This window comes from Novosphingobium indicum (assembly GCF_014645195.1).
GTDB lineage: Bacteria > Pseudomonadota > Alphaproteobacteria > Sphingomonadales > Sphingomonadaceae > Novosphingobium > Novosphingobium indicum.
On the sequence record NZ_BMLK01000064.1, the window covers coordinates 1 to 3,792 of the forward strand.

Sequence of the window (3,792 nt, forward strand, 5' to 3'; positions counted from 1 at the left end):
CTTGCACGGAAATCTTCCCACTGTTGGCGATGCTCCCGGCAAGCGTTCCTTCGGTTCGGATGCCGTAGCGATGCGAGCCCAGGGCGTAAGGACCATCGGGATCGCCGTCGTTGTCATCATCCGCAGGCTTGTAAGGCTCATCCACAGTGATCGTGCCGCTGTTGGTGATATTTCCGGTAGTGCCCGCCGCAGCAAGGATCCCGGTGGAGCCATTGCTGACAGCGATCGCGCCTGCATTGGTGACGGCGTGATCGCTGTCCATGGTGACGGCGGTTCCCGCAGTCAGGACGACCGACCCATCCTGTGTAATGTTGATGGAATCCGCTGCCCCGCCCTTGATCGTGGAGGTACGCAGCGGCGTCGTCTTCTTGGTCGTGATGTCCTCCGCCCGCACTGAATGGGCTCCGGCGGCAAGAGCGAAGAGTGCGGTGGAAGCAAGCAGGTAGCGCGACATCTCAATCCCTTCAGGTCGTATCGACCGGAAGGACGGAGCGATCCGCGCTCAGCCTTGAAAAAAGTTTCTAGAAGGTCGTGTCTACGCCGATCCGCAGCGTGCGCGGGCGCAGCGGCGTCACCTGTTCGCGGCCGGTGCCGAAAGGAGTCCCCAGCGCGAAACGGTTGCCGCGCTGGTCGGCAATGTTGGTGAGGCCAACCGTCACTCCGAACAGTGGCGTGCCGATCCGGGCGGAGATACCGCTGTCGAAGTAGTCACCCTGAGCCGCGCCCAATTCGGGCCCAACCCCCAGTCGGGAACGACCAACGTAGCTGGCCCAACCCTGCGCCTGCAGGCGTACATCGCCGCCGAGCCCCTCGTCCCAGGTGACCCCCATACGGGCCGCCACGTTGGCGATATTGGGTACCTGCATGGCCCGTGCCGCCAGAAGCGCGAGAGGCAGGGCCGGCTTGTCCACCTTGCTTCTGTTCCAGGCGAAGCCAGCCTCCATACGCAACCCCGGCAACACGCGCGCACCGCCGGATAGGCTGGCAGTCCATATCCGCCCGTCACCGATATTGGCCGTACTCGGCAAACCGGTTACGTCGATGAAGTCGGCCTGAATATCCTGCCATTGCGTATAGGACAGGCTCATCGCCAGATCGAACGCTCCCTGGCCTCGACTGCCGCGGCGCGCGCCCAATTCGAAGGTCTGCGTGCGATCGTCGCGGAAGCGGCGCACATAGTCGCCTTCGATTGCTAGCCCGCCAGGCCGGAAACCCTCCTGATAGCGCAGATAGAGCGCCGAGTGCGAAGCAAGAGCAAGGTGCAGCGCAAAAGAGGGCAGGACGGTCGTCTGGGTCCGCTGCGCCGTGATACCGCTGGTCGCATAGGCCATGATCACCTCGGGCCGGATGTCCTCACCCTCGCCACCAAGCCGCGACCAGGTAACACGCCCTCCCGCCGTTGCAACCAGTGGCGCGGCCAGCCGCAGGCTTGCCTCGCCATAGAACGTCGCCTCGTCCGTGACGTTGCGCACCCCGGCTGTCGCGCTCCGGACGACCTCGGCAGTGATCAGGCGGCTCAAGGTCGCCTCGTTGTGGGTGAAACTCATACCAGCGAGCCAGCTGAAACCGCCGCGCTCGGGCATCCAAAGGCGCGTCTCGTTGGCAACCATGCGAGTGCGGTTGGTCTGCGTGAACAGCCGCGGATTCCCTTCTGGCAGCGACGCGTCGTAGTTTTCCCGCAAGGTCTGGCGAACCAGCCCCGTTGTCGAGCGCAAGCGGACCGCCCCGATCCGCCCGGAGACGACGATCTGTCCCATGGCATAGTCCGCATGTGCACTTTCGGGCACGCGTGCCGCGTTTTCCAGCGCAGGACCATCGCGGTCCGCATACTGGCTGTCCGCCGTATCGGTCGACTGGCCGAGCGCCAGCACTTCCACCTGCCAGCCGGGCACGGGATCGATCCGCAGCGCCAGGCGTCCGCCCAGGATATCGGTGCGGTTGGCGTTCCGGCGGCCCAGCAGCGGCTTGTCGATATAGCCGCCCAGCCGCATGGCATCGAACGTCCCCCGCAGCGCCGCGGTATCCTGGACCAGGGGGAGATTGATGACAGCACCGGCATCACCGCTGGCCGCGCCGTGCTGTGTCAACGAACCGCCAAGCGTGCCGGAGAAACTGGTCATATCGAGCTGCGGCGCATTGGGCACGAGGCGGATGATGCCCCCAAGCGAACCGGCGCCATAGAGCGTGCCCTGCGGTCCTTCCAGGACCTCGACCCGTGCCATGTCAGACAGGCGCAAGTCCGGGTCAGGCGCGTTGTAGGTCAGGCGCAGGTCGCCCAGATACTGGCCGACCGTCGCCTGCGTCGGCCCGGTAAAGCTCGAATCCGCGATGCCCCGGATGAACAGCTTGTTCCGCCCGCTGCCGAGATGCGTCGACGCCACCGTGGCAAGCTGCTGCGTGATCTTCTCGGTTCCGCCGACTCCGCCTGCTTCCAGCGCGCCACCATCCAGCACAGCAACCTGTCCGGCAACCTGATCGAGCGTGAGATCGCGCTTGGTCGCGATGACGACGATCGGCTCGGGCGGCGCATCGATGGCCGCGCGCCCCCCATCCGGTTCATGCGGCTGCACCGCACGCGACAATTTCGCCGGACGGACCGCGGCCGGTTCGATCCGCCAGGCCATCGGCCCGGTCGCCACCGCGCGCCCGCCCGCCGCGCGGGCCAGGCGGCGCACGGCTTCAGCCGCATCGAAACGGCCGCGGATCTCGGGAACGGGCCGCGCCGCCAGTGCGGAATCGAGAATGACGATGCTGCTGCTCGTCTGGCGCGCGATCTCGATTGCCACGGCCCCTGCGTTGCCGGGGCGCGTTGCCACCTCGGCCTGACCCGCCAGCGCCGGCGCCGGCGCCATCAGTGCTGCGCCAATCAGGTACCGGCTAATCCGCATGGTCAGGAGCCGCCGATGGTCCAGCCCTTGCCTGCTGGCGTCACATCAAGGCCCAGCAGGCTGCCGAGCACGCGCGGATCCTTGCGGATCGGATCGATCAGGACCGATCCCGAGACCGTTCGTGAAGGCGCTGCCCCCTGCTTCGCGGCGCGCACGGAAAATGCGATCCCGGTTGCGCGGGTCAGGTCGCTGGCCACCCGCTCCAGCGACGCGCCTTCGAACGTCAGCCGCCCCTCCCGCCACTCGCCGATCCGCTCGATAGCCTGGGACGAGAGGACATAACGGTCCGTACCGGCCTCCCGCGTCAGCATCTGGCCGGGCGAAATCCGCACGTCTTCCGCGCCTGGATTGAACTGCACCGCGCCTTCGGAGACAGCTACGCTCATGCCCAGGCGGTCGCGGCGTATGTCGAAGACTGTACCGACATCGACCACCTCGTCATCGCCAACGGCAACGCGGAACGGCGCGTTCTCATCGTGCCGCACGGTGAACAGGGCCTCGCCACGCTCGACCCGGGCACGGCGCGGATCGTTGCGGTCGAGCATGACCTTCGTACCGCCCGACAAGGCTATCGATGTACCCGGCTCGAGGGTCAGGGTCCGAAATTCGCCGGGCGCTGTAACGACAGCATAAGGCACCGGACGCTCGCGTTGCCAAAGGCCGACACCCAGCACGAGTGCCACCGACGCCGCCAGCGCCCCGCCAAGCCAGCGGCGGCGCGATCCGGCCGCCGCAGACAGGACCTCCTCCACCGGCGCCCCATCGTTTGCGGGACCTGCCGCCTGCAACAGCTCAGCGCCGTCCAGCGCAGCCGCGCAGATCGCATCGTAGGCCGCGCTGTGCGCGGGGTCGGCCCCCAGCCACTGCGTAAACGCTTCCCAGTCGGCGAACGCGGGATCGTTCG

General features: G+C 66.8%; 2 protein-coding genes and 1 pseudogene. All 3 read right to left on the minus strand.

Annotation, left to right across the window (positions count from 1 at the left end; genetic code table 11):
• Window positions 1-454 (minus strand): annotated as a pseudogene (locus tag IEX64_RS23855) (autotransporter domain-containing protein); the annotation flags it as partial.
• Window positions 455-521: 67 nt separating this feature from the next.
• Window positions 522-2,852 carry a TonB-dependent receptor gene (locus tag IEX64_RS23860; RefSeq protein ID WP_229710720.1) on the minus strand — a complete coding sequence of 777 codons (2,331 nt, stop codon included), beginning with the start codon at window positions 2,850-2,852 and terminating at the stop codon, window positions 522-524.
• 38 nt (window positions 2,853-2,890) lie between these two features.
• The coding region (locus tag IEX64_RS23865; RefSeq protein ID WP_188823924.1) for a FecR family protein at window positions 2,891-3,792 on the minus strand (902 nt) is incomplete at its 5' end.